13 protein-coding genes and 2 pseudogenes are annotated in these 21507 nt (G+C 41.6%); 2 read left to right on the top strand and 13 right to left on the bottom strand.

Features of this window, described 5'->3' with window-relative positions:
* Positions 1-547 precede the first annotated feature (547 nt).
* From MHB54_RS26440 to MHB54_RS26385, 12 genes and pseudogenes are all read right to left on the bottom strand, one after another.
* Positions 548-1173, bottom strand: a pseudogene (locus MHB54_RS26440) (tyrosine-type recombinase/integrase); the annotation flags it as partial.
* 7 nt (positions 1174-1180) lie between these two features.
* Positions 1181-1360, bottom strand: a pseudogene (locus tag MHB54_RS26435) (alpha-amylase family glycosyl hydrolase); the annotation flags it as partial.
* Positions 1361-1465: 105 nt separating this feature from the next.
* A complete protein-coding gene (locus tag MHB54_RS26430) occupies positions 1466-3103 on the bottom strand; it encodes a glycoside hydrolase family 13 protein (protein ID WP_068939618.1) in 1638 nt (545 codons plus the stop codon).
* 64 nt (positions 3104-3167) lie between these two features.
* Positions 3168-4061: a carbohydrate ABC transporter permease gene (locus MHB54_RS26425; protein ID WP_023988798.1), complete on the bottom strand. Its 894-nt coding sequence runs from the start codon at positions 4059-4061 to the stop codon at positions 3168-3170.
* Between the two features lie 13 nt (positions 4062-4074).
* On the bottom strand, positions 4075-4989 hold the full coding sequence (locus tag MHB54_RS26420; protein ID WP_023988799.1) for an ABC transporter permease: 915 nt from the start codon (positions 4987-4989) through the stop codon (positions 4075-4077).
* Positions 4990-5051: 62 nt separating this feature from the next.
* Positions 5052-6788: a sugar ABC transporter substrate-binding protein gene (locus MHB54_RS26415; protein WP_264454833.1), complete on the bottom strand. Its 1737-nt coding sequence runs from the start codon at positions 6786-6788 to the stop codon at positions 5052-5054.
* Between the two features lie 324 nt (positions 6789-7112).
* Positions 7113-8771 carry an extracellular solute-binding protein gene (locus MHB54_RS26410; RefSeq protein ID WP_264453743.1) on the bottom strand — a complete coding sequence of 553 codons (1659 nt, stop codon included), beginning with the start codon at positions 8769-8771 and terminating at the stop codon, positions 7113-7115.
* 47 nt (positions 8772-8818) lie between these two features.
* On the bottom strand, positions 8819-10225 hold the full coding sequence (locus tag MHB54_RS26405) for a response regulator transcription factor (RefSeq protein ID WP_028541594.1): 1407 nt from the start codon (positions 10223-10225) through the stop codon (positions 8819-8821).
* Between the two features lie 2 nt (positions 10226-10227).
* Positions 10228-11934 (bottom strand): sensor histidine kinase, encoded by a 1707-nt coding sequence (locus MHB54_RS26400; protein WP_053325510.1) that lies wholly within the window; start codon positions 11932-11934, stop codon positions 10228-10230.
* Positions 11935-12481: 547 nt separating this feature from the next.
* Positions 12482-12814 carry a hypothetical protein gene (locus MHB54_RS26395; protein WP_068939613.1) on the bottom strand — a complete coding sequence of 111 codons (333 nt, stop codon included), beginning with the start codon at positions 12812-12814 and terminating at the stop codon, positions 12482-12484.
* A gap of 254 nt (positions 12815-13068) precedes the next feature.
* Positions 13069-13776 carry a response regulator gene (locus MHB54_RS26390; RefSeq protein WP_264453742.1) on the bottom strand — a complete coding sequence of 236 codons (708 nt, stop codon included), beginning with the start codon at positions 13774-13776 and terminating at the stop codon, positions 13069-13071.
* Entirely contained in the window at positions 13769-16465 is a 2697-nt protein-coding gene (locus tag MHB54_RS26385) for a sensor histidine kinase (protein ID WP_264453741.1), read from the bottom strand. Before MHB54_RS26385 ends, MHB54_RS26390 begins: the two co-directional genes overlap by 8 nt.
* Positions 16466-17260: 795 nt before the next feature.
* Between MHB54_RS26385 and MHB54_RS28800 the strand changes: the two genes are divergently transcribed.
* Positions 17261-17539 (top strand): helix-turn-helix domain-containing protein, encoded by a 279-nt coding sequence (locus tag MHB54_RS28800; protein ID WP_076159626.1) that lies wholly within the window; start codon positions 17261-17263, stop codon positions 17537-17539.
* 657 nt (positions 17540-18196) lie between these two features.
* Here MHB54_RS28800 and MHB54_RS26380 read toward each other — a convergent pair.
* Positions 18197-19345 carry an epoxide hydrolase family protein gene (locus tag MHB54_RS26380; RefSeq protein WP_264453740.1) on the bottom strand — a complete coding sequence of 383 codons (1149 nt, stop codon included), beginning with the start codon at positions 19343-19345 and terminating at the stop codon, positions 18197-18199.
* Between the two features lie 137 nt (positions 19346-19482).
* Here MHB54_RS26380 and MHB54_RS26375 point away from each other — a divergent pair, with 137 nt between their 5' ends.
* Positions 19483-20388: a LysR family transcriptional regulator gene (locus tag MHB54_RS26375; protein WP_264453739.1), complete on the top strand. Its 906-nt coding sequence runs from the start codon at positions 19483-19485 to the stop codon at positions 20386-20388.
* The last annotated feature ends 1119 nt before the right edge of the window (positions 20389-21507 follow it).

Genomic DNA, 21507 nt, shown 5'->3' with positions numbered 1-21507 from the left:
CTTCGAATGAACATCAGTTTGTGTGTTGTGGTGAATAGTGGACTGTAAGTTATCTGTTTAGATCATCATCAAATCGGCAATCGGAACATGTTCTTGTCCTTGGCTCGGGACAAGAACTTGTACCGATAACATAAAAAAGCCGCTAAAATAGAAATTGCGACAGAAGATAACAGGCACGTATCTTATTGTAAAAATGTATAAAGTCTTCAATTCGTCTATGTGCTTCTCAATACTTCCGATGATGATCCTAAGATTATAGATCTTCCACTTTCGGCTGTGAACGATCAAGCCCGTGACTCAAGGGGTGCTCCTATCGTGAAATGGTACAATAACCCGAATTGGTTTGTTGGAAATGGGATAATATTCTTGTCAAAATCGGTGATGAGATAAAGTTCTTGTCATTTGGTTTTGACAAGAACTTTATCTCACAAAATAAAAAAGCCGCGATTTCCGCAGCAATTAATGAGATAATGTTTTTATCATCCGACACGTGATATTTGTCCGTTGATGTTCAGTGACAACAAGTTTATCCCATTTCTTATATGACTTCTGTTGGAAAACGTGTTGCAAATGAATGTCTCAGAGAATGCATGGTTAAAGCTGGTTTTCCAAAAGCTGTAGCATATTTTTCGATCAGTTTCTCTATGGATCGCTGAGTTAAGCGTCTGCTTTTTCCTTTACGACCTATGGGAGCTGCAATAAACAAAAAAGGTTCGTTTTTTTCTGGGATATATCTAGATTCTCTGATCTGCAGATAATTTTCTAAATCCAGTAACGCTTGCTGAAATATACATATTGTTCTTTATTACCTTTGCGTATAACACGCACTAAAGCTTTATTTATATCCAGATCTTCAATGTTAATACCTGCTACCTCAGAGAGCCTAAGACCAGATCCTAAAATGAGGGAAACAATGGCTGTATCCCGTTCACGATTAAACTGATGGAAATTGAAAATACGTTTATTCTCTTTATTGATTTCTCCGAAATCATGAGATATAAACTGCCTAAATGACTCAAAATCGTCTTCCCTGAGAATTTTCCCATCCATACGATTGGCAATGGTTTCTTGGCTTTCTTTAACTACATTTAAATCCATTTTGGCCATAACATTGCGCTGGATATATGGCTTTAGGTCACTTGTCTCAGCTTTATTCTGTAAGTAATCAAATCTAGCGAAGAGATCTTGATTCGATAAACCACGGGTGTTCGTCGCCTGTGTGATTGATCAACAAATCCATGATTCCTTTCATACCTCGACTATGAAAGGAATCATCCTCTTTATATCACCAATGCCATCCCCATTGGAGTCCATAAAAAATTTGATAAGCCACAGCTTCTTTCCACCATGCCCTTTTCATATTGCTTGATCCTTTTTCCCTTATTCTAAATTCAATTCATAAATATTTTTCAACCAGTTAAGATTAGAAATTTATTGATCATACACTTTTGTACGATATTCATTTTCATTTATTGAGTGTATCGATAAGGTACATCCTCGCTTCATAAGGACGCATTTCTATATCAGACATGTTATTTGGATAATTGGATATTAGCAGCTGTTTAGTCTCTGCCAGCTCTTTCTGAAGTGGGAGATGGGTTGTGTATTTTTGAAAATTACATACTACAAGTAGTTTGGTTCCTTTCAGCGTTCGAGTGTATGCGAACAAATCTTTATTCTCGGGATACATCAGCTCATAATCCCCATATATGATCACTTCATGATCTTTCCTTAATCGGATTAGTTTCCGATAATAATGGAATATGGATTCAGGGTTATTTAAACTTTCTTGTGCATGGATATCCTTATAATTCGGGTTTACTTTAATCCAAGGGTTCCCTAATGTAAAACCAGCGTTGTCGGAAGCGTCCCACTGCATTGGTGTTCGAGCGTTATCACGCCCCTTTGCAAAGACTGACTCCATAACTTTATCTTCAGGGTATCCTTTCTCAATTCTATCTTTGTAGAAATTTAGTAACTCAATATCCCGATAGTCTTCAATTGGATATTGAACATTCGTCATTCCTAATTCTTCCCCCTGATAAATGTATGGTGTGCCTCGCATGCCATGAAGAAGGGTTGCCAACATTTTAGCCGATTCTATCCTGTATTCTCCGTCATTTCCCCAACGAGAAACGATTCGGGGTAAGTCGTGATTATTCCAAAACAAACTGTTCCAGGCATCCCCCTTCAGCTCTGTCTGCCATTTAGATAACACTTTTTTTAATTCTTGAAAATCTAGAGGCTTAAGATCCCACTTCCCTTTCCCCTCTTGTTCGTCCAAACTAATATGTTCAAATTGAAATACCATTGAAAACTCACTGCCGTCCGGGTTGCTATACAATTTGGCGATCTCTGGCGTAGCGCCCCATGTTTCTCCAACCGTCAGCAGGTCTCCTGCTTTTTGAAACGTCTCCTTGCTGAGTTCCCTGATATACTTATGCAGATTCGGCCCGTTGCTGGTAATTTTCAAATCTGGTTCTTTTCCGATTAAGTCAATTACGTCAAGCCGAAAACCGCCTACACCCTTGCCTATCCACCAATTGATCATTTCGTAAATTTCTTGTCGGACTTTTGGGTTTTCCCAGTTGAGATCCGGCTGTTTTACAGAAAAAAGATGTAAATAATATTGTCCTATCTCGGGTACCCATTCCCAAGCTGAACCACCAAAGATGGAACCCAAGTCGTTTGGTGGCATTCCTTCAACGCCATCTCTCCAGACATAATAGTCATGGTACGGATTTTCTTTACTTTTTTTTGCTTCTTGAAACCATGGATGCTCATCGGAAGTATGGTTCAACACTAAATCCATTATGATTCGAATGTCACGTTTCCCAGCTTCATGAATTAACATCCCCATATCATCCAAAGACCCGAACATCGGATCAATATCCCGATAGTCCGAAATATCATAACCGAAATCATCCTGAGGGGATTTACAAACTGGTGATAGCCAAATCGCACCGACACCGAGTTGCTGCAAATAGTCCAGACGGGAAACAATTCCTTTCAAATCGCCGATTCCATCACCATTACTATCTTGAAAGCTCCGTGGATATATCTGGTATACAACGATTTCTTTCCACCAATTTTTATTTTCCATTGTTCATTACAACCTTTCCAATAGACGCATAGTGTTTTTATCTTAATCAAGTCACATCATACAATTACTCTTTTACCGATCCTACAACAATTCCAGTCACAAAATATTTTTGAAGCAGCGGATAAATCAGCAGTAGCGGGATGACAGCGACTACGATTTTGGCCGCATTTAGATTTTTGTTTGAAATTTCAGTCAGGTTGCTGAGTTGTGCTGAGTTGGTGCCGGATTGAAGAAGTTCGGCAATATTCACGTTAAGGGACTGAATATAAGTCATTAGCGGATAATTGCTGACTTGGGTCATATAGATCAAACCGCTAAAGAAATCATTCCACGTTCCCACGATACTGAATAGTGCTACCGTCGCCAGCGCAGGGATGGACACGGGAACATATACTTTGAACAGAACCTGGAGCGGATTCGCCCCATCGATGAATGCTGCTTCTTCTAGCGCCTTAGGTACAGCAGAGAAGAAGTTCATGACAAGGATGACACTGAATATAGGGACAGCTCCCGGTAGAACAAGCGACCAAATTGTATTAAGCATATCGAGGTTTTTGATCAGTAGATAACTCGGGATCATCCCGCCGCTGAACAACATGGCAAAAATCATAACATTCATATAAATGTTTCTGCCCCTAAATTCCCTTTTCGACTTGGAGAGCGGGTATGCCATTAAAATAATAAGAATCATGTTGAGAATAAGTGTGAGCACAACACGTAGAACAGATATGCCAAAGGAACGCCAGAACTGAGCATCATCGATAATTTTCGTATACGCTGCTGTTGTAAAATTGACCGGTACGAGACCTACAGCATTAGCTGACACGGCCTCGCTGCTGCTGAATGAAATCGCAACGATATTCCATAACGGAAGAAGGCAGATCAATGCCAGCAATATGACGATGGCATTGATGACAAACCGGCCAATTCGATCTTTTAGGCTTACAGAATATGACATAGGCTTTGCCTCCTTAGAATATTTTTCGGTCGGTGTATTTCTTGGCCAAATGGTTGGCGGACAATAGCAAAACAATACCGATCACTGACTTGAACAGGCCAACAGCCGTACCGAAGCTATACTGTCGCCCAACGAGTCCAATCCGATATACATAAGTATCCAGAATATCTCCCGACTCATAGACAACTGGATTATACAGATTATAAATTTGATCGAAGCCAGCACTCAAAATATTGGTCAGACTCATCACTCCCATGAGCAGGATAATAGGCAACATACCTGGCAATGTAATATGCCATACTTTTCTCCACCAGCTGGCTCCATCCATTCCTGCCGCTTCATACAGACCCGGATCAATCGAAGTAATTGCAGCCAAATAGACGATGGAACTGTAACCGAACTCCTTCCACACGTCTGTCCCAATAATCAGCGGCTGGAACCAGGTGTTGCTGCCGAGAAAATTAATATTCTCCAGACCGAAAAAAGCCAAAATTTGATTCACAATTCCATCCAAACTGAACATGTTAACAACCACGGATGCTAGAACTACCCAGGATAGAAAGTGTGGCAGATAAACAATTGTCTGTACGGATTTTTTAACGAATTTGATGCGGATCTCATTTAACAAAATGGAAAAAATGATAGCCATCATTGTTCCCAATAGAATCTTGGCAATGGCAATCACCAACGTATTACTAAAAACCTGTGCGATGTCCGGCAGCTTAAACATATAAATAAAATGCTTCAGCCCTACAAATTTGGAGCCAAACATCCCCTTGGCTGGTATATAATCCTGAAACGCCGTAATGACACCGACCATCGGAACATAGCTGAATACCAGTAAAAATAAAATTCCCGGAAGCATCATCATATGATACATGGCACCCGTGCCCAACCGAACTTTTGCTCTATCATTTCCCTGTTTCATGGATGGACCCCTTTCCTGAAGAAAGGCTGCTTATCGCGGCCCTTCTAGCAGTTCATGATTGTTTATTTTTCGGATGCAGCCTCGTCTTCAATTTCCTGAATTACCTGGTCCCCACCTTGTTTCTTCCAATTGCTAACGAAAGTATCGAAGTAATCCAGAGATTCTGCACCAGTCACGATTTTGATGAAAGATTCCTGCTCCATCTTGGTCAGATTAGCCCATGTCTGTTTCATGCTTGGTGTAGTGCCAGAGAAAGCGGGTGTCATCCAGACGAATTTGTTTTCCCGTGTCAGTTTGTCGATGAGTCCCACTCCGTTGATACGCGAGTGATATTTCGCCCAGGCTGTTACGTTATCCGTATCCATATCGCTCAAGTAGGTTTGGATACTTTCAATATTGTTCTTTGATTCGGTTGTCCGGACCTGATCCAGACTAATCTCCCCTTTAATCCCGCGAACAACGTCAGAGTAATCATCCAGCAGCGAGGTAGCCGAGTTGACTTCAATATTAAAAGGTCTGGTAGAACCGTCTACGCCGTTCTCTTGATACTTGGCGGCTTCTGGCATAGATGTTTCCACATTTTTATCATTTGCCAGTTTATCGTAGAAAAGGTTTACTATTTTAACGGCAAGTTCCGGGTGTTCATATCCTTTTCTCACAACGATAAACTGATTGGCTGGATTGGCGTGTGCCACGTTTACCTTTCCGTCTGCATCCTCCAAAGTGTAAGCCGTGAATTTCGCATTCTTATCCATCTGCTTCACGCTGCTCAGACCCCAGTCGGGAATATGCCATGGTCCAAAAGCAATACCGCTTTGGCCGTTGGTGTACAGTGCCGTAATATCATCAAATGTGCGTGTTCCAAATTGCGGATCGATGATGCCTCTCTTGAACCAATCTGCCATGACGCCTAACATCTGCTTGGTTTCCTTTGTTGTCGAGCCATAAACAATGCTGCCATCCTTTCCCTTCATCCAGTATTGAGGGAATGCACCCTTGGTGGAGGCAACTCCCAGCATGGTATAGGCGGAACCATTATAGTCACTTGTATTAAGGGTGTTCACAAAGGGGATACCTACCGGTTTCCCGGATTGGCCAGGATCTCTTTTCAGGAATTCCTCGGCCGTTTTCTCCACATCATCCAGCTTGATGGCCCCGTCTCCGTCTGCGTCAAGTTGGATACCCAGTAAATCCAGCCAATCCTGACGAACCCAGACCATGGTTGGCGCGGAATCTAGGGAAGTAGCAGGAAGTCCCATTAAACGTCCATCTATCGTCGCATTATCTAATGCACGGCCCTCATAAGATTCGTAAATGTTCTTGATGTTATCTGTGGCATACTGCTTGTAAATTTCCGTCATATCTTCAATCAGATCATTATCAACCAGTTCTTTGAGCTCATCCTTGGAATCGACACGCATCATGTCAGGCAGTTCCCCAGAGGCGATGGCGAGAGAAACCTGACGGCTGTAATCTTCTCCGTTTGCTTCAAATTGGTCTTTAATCTGAGCGTTAAACGTTTCTTTGACCAGCCGAGTATACGCGTTGTTTTCATACGTATCTCCAGCCGGCAGTTTCGGGTTGGCTGTAGTCACACGACCCATCGTTACGGTTATTTCGTCTTTATAGGCACTGAATGGGTCTCCCGGTGTTACCTCATACTTGCCCGCTTCCTCCGCAGTGGGAGGGTTGGAGGAACCCCCACAGGCTGCAAGGGTTGAAATCATCAGGGCAGACATCGACAACACGGCCAGACGTCTCGTCAACATGTTTCTTTTTATGAACCATTTAGTTCTCATCACATTCGATTCCCCTTCGTTCTGAATATTTCCCTATCATTGTTGTTTGCGCTTTCATTATAAGACTCGGAGAAGACAAATCGAGATAGGGATTGTGCGTCTGTTTGGATAGAGAAATGTATGCGGTTTCATCTGGGATCATAAAGCCAGAGTTGGCCTGTAAGCATTTATCCTACCTACCGACATACATTTGTCTATCCTTACTTACTAATCAAAGTGAAGAACAAAAAAAACCGGCAGCTCCTGAAATAGGAATCGTCGGCTTGATTAATGGAATTTTAAGAGTGTCTTATAGAATTTATCGTATCACATTCATGATGGTCTTCAGCGATGATTATGGTGTGCAGTCACCTCCACAGTCACTTGATCACCCCCTTGTTCCTTCCATTCCTCGACAAATTGATCAAATGAATCGATCGGTTCAGCGCCTAAAATAATTTTTAAAAATGTATCATGTTCCAGTTTTGATAGTTCACCCCAAGCCTTCTCCATCGTTGGAGTTCGTATATAGGTAAGGCTTCGAACTTTATGGATGTTTGGATCGAAAAAATTTCTTCCGCCTACAAGAAGCGAATACCCCCGCATAAAGCTGTCGCTGTGTTCATTCCAATAGGAAATACCATATTGATCATAAGGCTTCAATTTGGTTTGTTTTATTGTCGAAACTAAGTTTTCCAGCAATTTGTATTCAGACTTGTCCTTGAAATCGGCGGGTGTTTTGGTTCCCATCAGAATATCCTGCGCTGCCTTCGATTCATATCGTGCTTCATCTGCCGGAGCAAAGAAATTGCGGCCCAGCATAAAACGCGTACCGTACTTGAACTCATCACGAAGGTACAGATTGTTAATTTTAATGATCGCTTCGGGATGAGCATATCCTTTTCGTACCACCAAGAATGAACTTGACGGATTATCCACCTTCACATGGTATGCTCCGTTTGCATCCAGCGGGAGTGCGTATGCTTGCCAGTTCGCCTCCGGCTCGTTCTGCCAAGCGCTCGGAAGGGGCCAGTACCCAGCATAAAAACCTTGAAAGAACATCCCCGCCTGACCGTTAATAACTGTTTCTTCCGCTTCTTTGCGGATACCCAGTTCTGGATCGAGAAGGCCTTTGGCGTACATTTCACGCAGTTTGACCAAGGCCTCCTTCGTTTCCGGTAGAACCGAACCGTATACAGGTTTTCCATCTTTGCTCAGCCAATATCCCGGGAAAGATCCATATGCTGCGAAGATTGGGGTTAGATCAAAAGAAAAAGCACTGTTGTTGAAATCGTTATACAGTCCAGTGCTTGAAGCAAGGCCAATCGTATCTCGCTTACTGTTTCCATCTGGGTCATTCTCTACAAAGGCCTTGGCGATAGCTTCCAGATCATCTACCGTTTTCGGCGGCTTCAGTCCAAGACGGTCCAGCCAATCCTGTCGAATCCAGAGCATGCTGAAGTCTTCCGCTGTCACAGAAGGAACAGCCATCATCTTGCCATCGAAGGTCACTTGTTCCATAGCCAATCCGTTTGTGCTATCAATAATTTTTTTTATTTCCGGTGATGCGCTACTATTGTATGCCTCGGTTAGGTCTTCAATTTCTCCAGCCTTGATCATCTCGTTCAGCTGCAGCTGATTTACAATCATGGCATCCGGCAGATCATTGCTGGCGATAGCCAGATCGATTTTCTGACTCAGATTTTCCTTCGACACCTGCCATAATACCTGGACATCAATGTTAAGGTTTTGTTTAATCATCGTTTTCCATATATTCTTCTCAAGTGTTTCTCCTCCAGAGAGATCTGCGCCTGTTGGATCTACCACATATCCCAGTCGGATGGAAACGGGATATTCATATTTCCCCAATGGATCGGCAGCGGCAGTGTCCGAGATTGTTTTCGTTGGTCCCATTGGCGATTCCCGGAAGTATGGGTTGCTGAAATATACTGTCACTGTAATTAAGCTGACGACAAGAACACATGCAGCCATCTTCTTAATCATCGCTTTCCCTTCTTTCGCCCGGATTATTGGTCATCTGGGAGAGTACGCTATTTATCCCCTCTGCCGAGCTGTCGATATTCGCTTGGCAGCAGACCTGTCAATTCGCGAAAAATTCGGCTGAAATATTTTTCATCCGTATAACCCACTCGCTCCGCAATCCAGAAAATCGTGTTGGTTGTATTCAATAAATACTCTTTAGACTTCTCTATTCGTATAAATCGGGAGTACTCATTAAAGGTTTTCCCCATCAAATCCTTGAAGCATTGACTGAAATAGCTTCGGCTGATGTTCAGTTGTTGGGACAGACCTGAAGCTGTAAAAGCTTGGTCCAAATTATTTTGCATGATCATAATCGCTTTTTTCACGGCGTCTACAATTTCTTGTGAATACGAAGTCTGTTCATCTGCCTTACGAATGCCCACAGAGGTCTGCTTGATCCAATCTTCTACCTCGTACCAGGATTGAAAAGAATGGATCATTGAGATTCTACCCAACGTAGTCTGAGCAAAAAGGTGATTCCATTCCATAACTATAGAGTATAGCAATCCCATCAGCTGGCCTTTATGCAGTCTTAGTGATTTGAACTGTTCAATCAGTTGGTTGTAATAACTGTCGTTGTGGGTCCATGGTGATAGGAACCAACTTTGCCTAATACGATCCATGTCTTCATCCTGCGGTTCTATTGGAAATGAGTCCTCCACATTCATCGAAACGGAAATGACAGGATCATAAGGATTGTATGCATAGAATAAGGACGTTTCTGTATAATTCATAATCCAGTTTTGGATTTGCGACCATGTTCGCTCTTGTACATCGGACATAACCAGCAAGGCGACTTGGGGAACTTGATCCAGGGATTCCTTCAGTTTATGGAACAGCTGATCCTCTACGTCCATGGGTGCCGTCCACATCCAGCTGTTCCGTTCAACCTCCCATCGGATCTCGTCTACATTGGATGTCAGTTCAATCGGCCAGCTCTGTCCTGACTTGCGATCCAGTGAAACAAGTGCATACACATGGCGATAATGGACATTGGTCTCACTTAGCAGAGGCAGCTTTCGTCTTGTATTCGCCAGCTCGTCAATCCGGGTATGTATTCGATGCAGCACGTGTTCGAATTGCTCCTTCTCGAGCTGAACTTTGGCTATATAGTCGATGGCTCCAAGTCTGAGCGCTTCCTGGATATAATCGAAATCTTGATGCAGTGTTAATACAACAATATGTAGTTCTGGATAGAGCTGCCTTGCAGCTCGCATCAGTTCAATACCTGACATCACCGGCATCGCGAGATCTGTCAGCATCAGATCGACCGGTTGGGCTTTCAGAAAATCCAGTGCTTTCAACCCGTTACTTGCTTCTCCTATAACCTCCATATTGAACTCGTTCCACGGCATCGCGGAGCTTATTCCTTTTCGTACTAATTTATCGTCATCCACTATCAATACCTTAATCATCCTCAGACATCTTCTCCTTTGATAGGAAGTATGAGCAGTATACTTGTCCCTGTACCCAATTCACTTTCGATCACCAGTTGTGCTTGATCTCCATACTGTGCCCTCAACATGCGGTGGACATAATTGAGTCCGATGCCCATCCCTACTTTTTTATGTTCAGCTATACGATTATTCAGAAGTCTTTGAATCGCTTCCTCGGTCATGCCTGCTCCATTATCCTGTATTAAAATATTCAGCGTTTTGGCAAGTGTAACTTCAATTTGAATAAAACCTTCGTCACTCAGTCCATGATAAAGTGAATTTTCAACCAACGGTTGCAGAATAAAACGAGGCACAGGTATTTGAAGAACTTGATCATCCGCTGAAATACGCACGTCAAATTCAAAGTCATATCGAATTTGCTGCAGGATTAGGTACTGTCTTAGCGCATCAATTTCCTCTTCCATCGTGGATACTTGCCCTAATTTACCCAAATTGTAATACAACAGCTTGTTTAAGGATTGCACCAACTTGTCAATCTCTCCTTGTCCGTTCATGACGGCCAGCCAGTGCACAGTATCCAGCGTATTCATTAGAAAGTGAGGATTGATCTGATATAACAATTTTTCCACTTCCAAATCTGCACGAATCTTCTCTTTCTGCTGCACTTCCTTGAACAGGTCGCCGATTTGATGCTGCATATTTGAGAATTCTCCCAACAGAAAATCAAACTCGGGAATTTGAGTGCGGGTCTGGCTTCCTGCCTTTTGTGGATTCTGAGACATTCCGTTAATTTCCGAATGGAACAGACCTAGTGGTTTGTAAACCATCTTCCACAGAAGCCAAGCCAGAAATACGGTAAAGCCGAGAAAAAATAAAGCGACCAGTAATATTTGAAGCAACCATTGGTTTTTCTCCTGTTGATACTTAGCCTGCGAAATTACCGATATGACGCTCCAATTCTGACTGGAGTCCTCCTTAAACCAATGGTAATCACGGGATATTCCATCTTTTGCAGTACCTTTCGATATGCTGGAGAAATTCTCTCCGACCTTCATCGCTTCTGGAATTTCACTGTAAACAATGTTGCCCTCACCATTCAGGATTAAATGCGATAAAGCTCCTTTGTATTGATTGTAACCCAGTATATCCTGTGTAAGACGAAAGCCGGATTCGACGTAAATATATACATCGTCCCTTTGAGGCAGCTGTACCTTTCGCATAGCAGATAAAACAAGCTGATCATCAAATCGGTTCATACTCATATGGGGACCATAGTACGCAATGCCATATGATTTGGAAAGCACAGGCAAAGACTCGGGAGAAAAACGATCTTTGATGGGAAAGTTAGCGAACTGTGTAGTGCCTTCTTTCTGGAAATAGTATAAGGTCAGACCTATATTCGGATTAGTAAACGTTACGACATTTAACTCATTCTTTAATTCATCTCTAGCCTCAATCAATTCAAATATATTGGAGGAAGGCTTCAAGACTTCATCCAGTTTTTTTCCTAATGTACCACTATATGATAATTGCTGAGTAACATGATTCAGGTTGGTAATTGAATTTTCCAGTGATGAAGTTACCTGCTGTAGATTGCTCCGAATTCCATCATTGATTTTATTCGCAAAAATGGAATCAATGGTATAGTAAGAAATTGCAAATATACTGATAAAGGGAATAAACGCGCTGAGAAAAAACAATAAAAAGATTCTTTTTTTAAGTGTCATTCCGACCCATTCTCCTTAGGTAAATGAAAGAGCAAGCCCCTGGTTATGAAGCTTGCTGTTTATGAACAACAGCTCTATCAATTATCGTATTCCTCATAGGCAGCGACCTATTTGAAAATTGGCGACATCTTAATCCGATTCAGATTGAAAAAATCAGGATACTTGCATCTCAGTGAGGTCCAATTCTGTTCATAATTATAGATTGATATTCAAATATGTCAAACGCTTTCATGGAATTTATAGAACTTATTCTCCCTTCCTCTTTGCATATATGACTTGCCGGTTTTAATTGCTTATTGTAGTTGAATTTTCTGCATGTAAAAAGGGCTCACTCCGTCTTCAACAAGTGGAATAAGCCTTCTAAGCTTTCAATAACATTTTCTACTCCTAATTCTTACAAATGGTGTTGTTGATCAGGATTGGATGCCAAAGCAACAAATAATTTTTCTTCTTCACTCAGCGCTTGTAGAAATTGTTCTCTGGCCAGATTGGGAGCAAACACCAGGTAACGCGGCCTGACGATTCATATTTTTCCTTCTTTCGGAGTTTAGCTATAAACCTCTTGTTCCAGCACCCGATTTACAGCCTTGATAAAGGCAAGATAACCACCATCGGTATCGTTCCGATGAGGAAGAGCCAAAAACATTGTCTCTTCAACCTGGTTATCGTCTAACTCATAGCTGTTTGTCAGGATTTCTCTGATCTCATCGACGGGTGTACCGAGAGCAAACTTCTGAGCTGCTTTATAGATATCATAGTTCTCATAGATATCCTTCCGTGTCACCTTCTGCAAATCGATAAAATCATATATTTTTTTAACGGAATACAGCACCGCCAGCACAATTGAGATCAGACCCGCACTTGTTAAAATTTCATTCATTCCCCATACCTCTTTCCCTTTCACTCAGTTGACAGCTTAGCCGATGAAACAGACGAACAAGGTAGTGCCCATCTCACATGCCGAACCTCCTTATCCTCTTTACTTCAGAGTTCAGCGTAACATTTTCACCATTAGTTTAGGATTAGGGTTTTCATATAGGTATAAAGATCATCTTAAGATTTAGTGGCAGATGAAAAATAAAGAGACCATGCTCCATAAGAGCATGATCTCTAATTACATAATGGTATTGTTACCTAGCCATCATCTCCAACCTGAAGCATACGGTAACCAACTCCGATATGTGTTTGAATAAACTTAGTTTGTGATGATGGTTTTTCTATTTTTTTTCTCAGCGTTGCCATAAACACACGCAGGGCAGGAATGTCATAGCTGTGGTTGCCCCAGATTTCATGCAGGATAAAATTATGGGTCAGTACTTTGCCTACATGTTTTGCCAGCAGGCAAAGCAGTTTATATTCGCTTGGGGTCAGGTGAATTTCTTCTTCACCAATCCATACGCATCCTGCTGCATAATCAATTTTCAAATTTCCATTAATAAAGATGGAAGCATCCTTCAGGAGCTTATCACTGTCATTTCGAATTCTTCGTAAACTGACTCGAAGTCTGGCCAGCAGTTCTTCTACACTGAAGGGCTTTGTTAGATAATCGTCCGCTCCGGCATCCAGCGCATCTATTTTATCCCGATCTTCGCTGCGTGCGCTGACCACAATAATAGGCATATTCGACCATGCACGAAACTTTTTTATGATATCTACACCATCCATATCCGGCAACCCCAAATCCAGAATCATTAGATCCGGCTGCTTGGATACTGCTTCTAAAATCGATGCTTCCCCTGTTTCAGCCGTATGATATTTATACCCCTGTGTCTCCAGCGTTGTCGTAATCAGCTTGCGGATGGGTTTATCGTCCTCCACAACAAGAATAAAAGGTTTATTCATGAACATTCACTTCCTCAGCTTGCAGGGTAAAATAAAAAACCGTCCCTTTAGGGATATTGTCCTTAACACCAATAGTACCTCCATGAGCATTCACAATTGATTTGCACAGAGAAAGCCCCAATCCTAATCCACGACGTCCGTCCCCATGAATGTTGTCTGCCGTATAAAACATCTCAAACAGTCTAACCTTGACTTCTTCTGAAGAAATACCGGGGCCATCATCTGAGATTTCTACAATGACTATATGTCTCTCGCGTCTTGCTGAAATTGTGATGTGAGAGCCATCTTGGGTATACTTGATTGCATTATCAATCATATTGATCAATACCTGAACAATAAGTCGGGAGTCCATTCGAGCCATCATCAATTCATCATCCAGTTCCGTCTGAATGACATGCTTCACACTGTTGCGATTCACATGAAGCAGAGCCTCCGAAATGACTTCCTCCATTAATTCTGCCTGAAAATTCAGATTTAGAGTACCACCTTCGATTCGACTAATAGACAGCAAATTTTCTACCAAATTGATTAACCACATGGAATCGTCATATATATCCGTATATAGACCTTTTTTCTGTTCCTCGTTTAGTACCTCTGGGTTTCCAAGAAGAATCCCCGCATTGCCTGAGATGCTGGTAAGTGGAGTGCGTAAATCATGAGAAATGGACCGAAGCAGACTGGCACGGAGTTGCTCCTGCTGGATTTGCATGGAAATCTCTTGTTGTCTTTCGTTCAGTTTTTCTTTCTCTAGCGCCAGCGCGCATTCTCCCAGCATGGCAAGCATTAGGCTATTTTCAAAAACTTCTAAAGGTTCTTCCTCATCCATTACAATAGCTGCCACCGCAAGAACCTGTTCTCCTCCACGCACCGCATGATATAGACACTTAGCGCCAAAAAAAGTATCCGTCGTTGCTCCTGCACGCTTGTTGTTTTTATATACCCACTCTGCAACTGCACGTTCGTTGCCTCCTGTGTAGACCCCTGGATCAACTGCAGATTCTTTCTTTGGAAAAAACTGCGGCGCCAACAGTACCCCTTGGTCAACTGAATAGAAAATGACCATTCTGTCCAACAACTTTACCATTTGATGTGCCATTTCATTAATAATAGCCGGAGAGTCTTTGGCCTGTTGCAATTTCCGGCTTGTTTCCAGAAGCACCTCGGTACGGTAAGCTTTTTGCGCGGATTGCCGAGCCTGCTCTCTTACTCGCATAGTTAGTGTACTCGTCATGAAAGAAGCAGCCAGCATGACCAGAAAGGTGACCGGATAGCCTGAATCATAAGCCTGTAAAGAATAATAAGGCTCGGTAAAAAAATAATTAAACACAAGTACACTCATAACCGAATAAATGGCGCTATACATTCTGCCCTTGGTCACAATTGCATTTAACAAAACTCCCAGAATGTACACGGTGATAATGTTAGCTTCTCGGAATTCCAAATACTTAAACCACAAGCCAATAATTGTGCACACAGCCAAGATAGCAATGGTCTTGATAGTATCTGCCAACGACAGCAATGGGTATTTTTCGTAAAAAGGCAATCTTTTATAGAAGGAAGACTGAGTATAGGGGATAATATAGATTTCAATATTAGGAAGTAAGGCCGTTAGTTTATCACTTACATTGGATTTTGCAAGCCCTCTCCTCTTGTAAGGGGAGCGTCCTAGGACAATTTTCGATACACAGCTTGTTTTGACATATTCGGCAATCTGTCCTGGAATATCGTCTCCATACATCGTTGCGATTTGTGCACCCATTTGCTCAGCCAGCCTAAGGTTCTCCCTTAACTCCGCTTTATTTTTTGATGTCAATTCTCTCGCTTCTGGTGTTTCCACAAACAACGCGGTGAAATGACCATGAAAAGCTGCCGCCATTCTTGCTGCTGTTCGGATCACTTTCTTATTGGAAGCAGCCGAAGACAGACAGACCAGAATATGTTCTTTCGTATCAAATTCATTTCTTTTCGCCTGCTCACTGATTTGCTCCGCGATTCGGTTTAACTGACTTGCTGTATTACGCAAAGCAATTTCACGTAGAGTCGTCAGCTTCTCTTTGGTAAATAAATGAGCCTGTGTATTCTCCTCCTCAGGGTAAATCTTTCCCCTATTCAAACGTCCTATTAAATCATCCGGTTCAATATCGACTAATTCCACCTGATCAGCACTATCAAATACACTGTCCGGTATGCGTTCGTCAACGGAAATGCCAGTAATGGAGTAGACAATATCCGTTAGACTTTCAATCTGTTGCACATTCATCGTCGTATATACATGAATTCCTGCGCGAAGAAGTTCCTCCACATCCTGATATCTTTTTTTATGTCGGCATCCTGCCGCGTTGGTATGGGCCAAATCGTCCAATAAAATAAGGTCAGGACTTCTCTGGAGCGCTTGGTCCAGATCAAATTCCTTAGTTGAGGATTCTTTATTTGAAATTTTGATGTAAGGAAGAAGTTCAAGTCCTTCCAACAACGCCGCAGTGTATGGCCGGGCATAATTTTTAATATATCCAACTACGATATCTATACCCTCTTTTTGCTCTTCGTGAGCGTCGCTAAGCATTGCACAGGTCTTCCCAACACCTGGTGCATATCCAACAAAAATTTTCAGTCTTCCTCTACTTTTTCTTACCGGCAAGTCAGTAATTCGATCAAGTATGGACCCGGCATCGTTCTGTTTTGCTGCCATCCTGTGCCCACCCTCTACTATATTCTCTCTCAATCCATAGTATATCATGAGCAAAATCAGTACCGTATTACGAATTTGCCTACAGCATTAAGATTGTATTAAGATCCGCTCTTATGTAATAACATCCTTAAAGAAGCCTCAAAATCCTGATTCTGTCCTAGCTTTCTCAGTGGAAGGATAGCAGCACAAAATAATATAAAAAGCTTTCACAAGCTGGTTCAGCCTTTTCTCATATTCACGGCATAGAAGATTGAAAAACAAGGATTCAATGCTTTGGCTTCATCTGTCATAGCACGTTTTGACATCTTCTCCTTCCATTTCAAATTTCATTGTTAGAATTTCCTATATGCTTGGTAATTGTAGAGCTGGCAGCAGACGCAGGCATTTCAGAAATGCAAATCGACACAAATGCTAGAACTAATAAAAACAAACTACATTTCTTCCACATCAATTCTTCCTCCTTAAGTCAGAGAAACCAATGAAAGTACCCTGCCAAGTAGACATAGTTTCTTCTTCATGTCTGACTGACAGGGTACAGTTCATTCTTTATAGATTTTGATTATTCTTATATTTTTCGGCTGATACACCTTATTATGGTATGCTCATGTTGTGCCACAAAGCTATTGTCGGGTACACATAAAGGCCATCCATCCGTTTGCTCAACGACATACCCTGCACCTGTAAATAAAAAGGGCTCGATTGTAATTACCAAGCCCTCTCCCTCTTCCAATACCGTGGCTACACAGATTCTTATTTACTAGGAAGAAGAAAAAGAACTTACAAAAAGTTTTATAAATGTGTCAGAAGGATCTAGCTAGAGATGTTGGAACCAGAGGTTACATTAGTCAAATTGAGAAAGGAAATGCGATGCCCTCTTTTGAGATCATTAGCAAGCTTACAGAGCGATTAAATTGCTTTATTAGACTGTGCCCCCAAGTTTCACCGCATTTATTTTTTCGAATAACCCCCTCTTCAGTTTTCCTTTTCACCCACATATCGATCAAGGCCTTGTCAGGTTTTCCAAAGTATGAACTGTACACTTTCCGGAAATATAATAAAATCTCTCATCTTTAGTTCGGGCAGTCGTTCCAAAATATAAAAAGCCGCTAAATAAGCGACTAATTAAATGGTCAATGTCCTTTTTTTCTTCGATAACTAGACGCAAAGCCAACGACATGAGCTTTTTATTGCGCATTGAATTATTCCAAGCTCTCTTTGCCCTGTAAGTTCATTCAAGAGTACTGGTTATTTTGTTGGATCATCTATGCTCCTTTGCCTTGAGATTAGTGAGTGATACTGACGGTTTCGATCAGTTTTATTCATATAACAATATCGAAGCTGTGTAGTATGGTTGAGGTTGTGAATATACTTGGCTGAATTATCATTAAGAGAAGTATGGATAAATGTATCTATTTAAGTGTATACACCCCGATATTTTTCTCATTTTATATGGACTAATATGTGAACCTACCGAAGCGGAATGAATCTCATATGTGATTTCGTAGAAGAATAATGGGTTGTGTTACCGCTTTGCATTTACATATTTTACAGTAACACAAAATTTGCCCCTTTTCACATGATCTTAGTAGTCAGGTCAACTCCAGTTTCACTGTGGTAATCTCTGAGACAAAGTTTGAGGGCCAACTTTGTGTCCATTCCCCTTTAAGGGGTAAATGTATGTCTGGTAAAAAATGTACTGGTTGTTCATAACCCTCTCAAGGATAGAGACGATCAGATGCTTAAGGAATGAAAAAAATGATATAGATGTTCGGCAAACAATTTAGGATTTTCCATAGCGGCAAAATGACCGCCTTTATTCGCTTTCTCCCAGTACGTAATATTATAGGCGCGTTCTACCCAGCTTCGGGGAGGCGTGGGCAGCTCCTTGGGAAATAAGGAGACCCCTGTTGGAACAGTAACACGCTGATCTTCGGTGAAATGCAGTGGCATTTTGGTACCTTCAGTATATATTCGCATGGAAGAAGCAATCGAATTGGTAAACCAGTAAATCGATATGTTAGTGAGGATATGATCAAGTGAGAAAGACCTTTCGATATCCCCGTCACAGTCACTCCAACCTTGAAATTTTTCTACCATCCAGCTGGCAAGACCGGTTGGGGAATCACTTAGTGCAAAAGCCAGTGTTTCCGGCTTCGTTCTATGAAGGGCGCTATAAGCACCTTCTCGGTCCAACCACTCAGCTACGATGTCTAAGTAAGCTTGCTCTTCTTCGCTAACAGATGGTGTATTCGGAGTGAGGGGTGGCTTGTAGCTTCCTGGAATATAATTGAGATGAAGTCCCATCACCCGTTCAGGGTACATGAATGCTAACCATGTTGAGACCCCTGCTCCAATATCCCCTCCCTGAACCAAATACCTTTCATAATCCAAACGATCCATAAGTTTTGCCCAAAGCGTAGCTACGTATTTGGACCCCACTCCCGGTCGTGTGGGTTTACTCGAAAATGCAAAGCCTGGCAATGAGGGAATAATCACGTCAAAAGCCTCTTCAGCATGTCCACCATATAGTGATGGGGTTGTTAGATAAGGGATTAGTTCTAACATCTCTACAAATGATCCTGGCCATCCATGAGTCAACAACAGTGGTCGTGCGGATGTGCCTTCACCCCGAACGTGTACAAAGTGTATATCGAAGCCATCCACATGTTCCATAAACTGCGGGAAACGGTTTAACCATGCTTCCTGTTCACGCCAGTTGTATTCCGTGCTCCAATAATCAACTAATCTCTTTAAAAAGGAACGGTCTGTCCCCAGAGCCCATGGTTCTACAGAGAAACTCGAAGGCCATCGAACCTGTTTTAGTCTGATAGACAGATCATGCAGTTGTTGCTCTGGAATTGAAATTTTGAACGGTTCCATTCATTGTTTCCTCCCTTGTAGATTATTTTACGATCAGAAGGATTCTAATGTATGATGGATCTGTTCATTAATAAAATTGAAATATTCAAAATCATTATCATTTTTATCGATAGAAATTAAACCTAAGGAGAACATCGATGGAAATTAGACACCTTATTACATTTCAGACGATTATCGAAATCGGAAGTTATACAGGGGCTGCATCGCAATTGGGATACACTCAGACCACGATCACTGCCCATATACAGTCGCTTGAAGAAGAGATTGGCGGGGAGCTTTTCACTTACGAAAGAAGGCACTTGAAACTTACTCAATTAGGGAGAGAATTAATACCTCTGGCAGAAGATCTACTGGCTACTCATGACCAGATTAGAAATATACGAAGCAACCAGGAGGTTAAAGGTGCTATAAAGGTGGCTGCACCAGAGTCTTTAACAATTTCTAGATTAAGCCCGATTATAAGGGAATTCTCTTTGAAATATCCTCATGTCAAATTCATCCTTATCAACGGTACATGTGAACAAAACCAGGTTGACTTAATCAGTGGACGTGTAGATGTGGCTTTCATGGTCTACCCGGAAATACATCCGGAAAAATGCATTCATTATTCTTTGGCCCAGGAGAACATTGTCCTGGTGTGCAGCAATGACGGTCCAGACCATTTCGATGAATATAAGCGAGAGAACACCAACCATTTTTTTATTACGAATGAAGAAAGCTGTAGTTATCGGACCATGTTTGAAAGATATCTTGTAAAGCATGATATTCACCCATTTCAAACCATGGAGTTATGGAGTATTGAGGCGATTAAACAAACCGTTATGAGTGGGCTTGGATTTTCTTTTTTGCCTTATATTACAGTTAAAGAAGACGTGAATAGAGGAAAACTTAAAATCGTAAGTCATTCCGAAAAGTTCGATCCGATATACTCCCATATGCTGATTAAAAAGAAAAAGTGGTTATCTCCAACAGTAAAAGCTTTCTCTGAATTTGTGATAAAGTCGATCCGTGAAACGGATAACGAACTCGAAAGTTCAAGATGACTACCATTTGTTGGATAATTGGTAATCGGGCCATGTTCTTGTCCCTCGACATTCCTTCCATGTCTCGTCAGCATATTGATCAAACAATTCGCCGGCTTCCACAAATTTGTCAGAGATTCAATCAGTTCTCGAACCAAATTAAATTCGCCGCGATATGAAATAATATCAGCAAGTCAGCGCTTGATACAAGAGACAAACGCAGTTTTGTCTTAAATGCATTGTTTGTGGATGGAGAAACCTACTGATTTTTCAACTCGATTCCCAGCTTTTCTTTTGTCCATTTGGTATGATTTCTCCTGGTTTGAACTTAACATCTGAACCCCATGGTCACAAATACGTAATTGTTACCGGTTGATCGTATTTACCGTTCTTATCTCCAGCCTGCACATGTAGTTTTTGTGTCACCCGGCTTGTGACCGCTCGCTATTGCTGCTACACCCGTTCAACACGGCCGACATGTCAACACACCTACCATCAGCAGACTGCCGATCCGTCTTCTTTTTACTTTCGTTCAACTTTGTCACCCCACTCTAGGTAATGTAGATTACAGCATTTATAATAATGAATGAATCAGGTAACTGCCCATACTAACTTTACAACATTTATTGCACTAATTTAGGATACTGGAAATTGGATATCAGTGTTGCATTAATGCAATCTCCCCTGGACAGGCAAAAGCATCCCTGCAGGGCTGCCTCTTCTGCTGCAATCATTCATACTAATTTATCCAGTCATGTTCAGCATACAACGTATGGACATAGTGTGTTTAACTAATGCCAACTTAAAGTTTCACCCGTCGATTGCGCTTGCTTGGGATAACAGGTCGGATATCTCGATTTTGCAAAAGGTCCAGCATGCCATTGGTATCGTAATTTACGTTCCTTTCGATTCGCTTTTTTTAGAAAATAGAATGATATTGTTATTTTTGATAGAACATGCTATGATTGCGCCAAATAAAACCATTATTTGCAATCAATTTACATATTAATATTTAATAACCCAATGTTTATGATTACTATACTTTCTCCAACACATAACTGGAGTTGTCAATAAATGAACAGAGACCAGTATATGGTGACTCTCCTCTCGTAGTTCACTTTTAAATTCAATAAATGTAAG

The sequence above is a fragment of the Paenibacillus sp. FSL M7-0802 genome (genome assembly GCF_038004945.1).
In the GTDB taxonomy this organism is placed as follows: Bacteria; Bacillota; Bacilli; order Paenibacillales; family Paenibacillaceae; genus Paenibacillus; species Paenibacillus polymyxa_B.
The sequence above is the reverse complement of the archived record's forward strand: the minus strand, read 5'-3'. Positions and strand labels throughout refer to the sequence as shown.